We start from the raw sequence: 1565 nt of genomic DNA on the forward strand, positions 1-1565 counted from the left end.
CACACCGAACGGAGGTGCCACCGACCTAGAACATCCCGCACAGGGTGGGGACTTTTACCTGGCCACCAGCGGGGACATCAAACTGGCCGTTGACAGAGCTGTTGAACTGGGCTCGTGTGAAGTCTGCCTGTCCGCCGTAAAACTCGGCTCTCGGAAATAGGAGGTTTTCCCCGTGAAATTGAGTGCCGTCAAAGGACGTCCTTGCGCCGTGGAACTTCGCCAAAGTGAACGTTGTCGTTTCGCCGAGGAATGTGCAGCTGCCGAAGTTGGCGTTGTGGAACGAGGCTTCGGTGAAGTCGTAGTTGAGGTGTTGCCAGGATTCTCCGGGCGGGTTGGGGCGCAGGTGTGCGGTGATGGTGCTGAGGATGGTGTCGCGGACGGGTTGGTCGGGTTGGCGGCGATCGGAGTTCGGCGTCGGGTCGGGGTTGTAGTTGGGGTGGTCGGTGCGTAGGTAGGTGCAGAGGATGTTGATGCAGGTTTGGGCTTCGGCGTGGGTGTTGATGCGGAGGTTGTTGGGGAGGTCGAGACGTAGCCAGTCGTCGGCGAGGGCTGCGATTGCGTAAGCGCCGGCTTGGCTGATGGTGGTTGTGGTGTTCGCGAGTTGTTCGACCGCTGTGGTGTATCGGGCGCGGAGTTCTCGGATGGTTTCGGCGTTGTCGCGTCGGTCGTCGACGTGTTGTCGTGCTTCGCGGTCTTTGCCGCCGTTGTGGAAGGCTAAGGCGCCGGCGGTGAGAGCTAGGAGTCCTGCGGTAGTGGCACCGTAGGGGATGGCGGCGGCTTTGAAGAATTCGCCCCAGTTTTCGTCGTCGGCGAGTGCCCAGTAGAGGCCTGGGGGTACGAAGTAGAGGCCGATGATCAGGAGTCCGAAGAGGGCCCATTGGATCTGATGTTTGTTGGGTTTCGGTTCGGTGTTGAGTTTCGGTTCGGCGGGCGTCTTTTCGTCAGGAGTCGGTTTGGGGAGTCCCATTGCGTTGCCTACCTACCGGCGGTCATGAGGAGTGGGCGGTGAGCGACAACTCTACTTGGTTGCGGGAGCAGAACTGGCGGTGTGTCGAGCGCGGGGTCAGGCCGGCGGCCTGGCTCACCGCCGTTTAGGCGGTGCCGTAGATGGGTGTGGTGGTGAGGATGAGGCATGCGCACTTTCCGTCGTCGGCGACGATGTTGGCGCGGATGACAGCGCGCCAGGTTTGTCTGGAGTAGAAACACTGTTGCAGGACTCGCAGCGACGATAGGGGAACCCGGTGAGGGAAAGCGGAACGGGCACGTCAGAGCCGGATCACCAGTTGCAGCGCGTCATTCAGGCTGTTGCAGCAGCCGAAGCGAAACTGCGAGGAAAACTCGACTTCAACCGCGAGGATCGTTACGCCCTCCAGGCGCTGCAGCTGTCGAAGCTCCCTACTTCAGCCGCCCGCCGCAAGTACTGCGCGCGTTTCTATCGATGCGAGCACGTGGATGCGGAGACCGGCTTAACCTCGATCCACCGATTCGTATGCGCTCGGTCGGTGCGGGATAGGCGAAATGCCCTGTCTGAGTGACAGAATGGGACTTGCTTAGGGTTCCATCCG

General features: G+C 61.0%; 1 protein-coding gene. It reads right to left on the reverse strand.

The features are described from left to right. Positions 1–25: 25 nt before the first annotated feature. On the reverse strand, positions 26–967 hold the full coding sequence (locus ACIGKQ_RS25330) for a hypothetical protein (RefSeq protein ID WP_396575182.1): 942 nt from the start codon (positions 965–967) through the stop codon (positions 26–28). Positions 968–1565 lie beyond the last annotated feature (598 nt).

The sequence above is a fragment of the Gordonia sp. NPDC062954 genome (assembly GCF_044543825.1).
Taxonomy (GTDB): domain Bacteria; phylum Actinomycetota; class Actinomycetes; order Mycobacteriales; family Mycobacteriaceae; genus Gordonia; species Gordonia tangerina.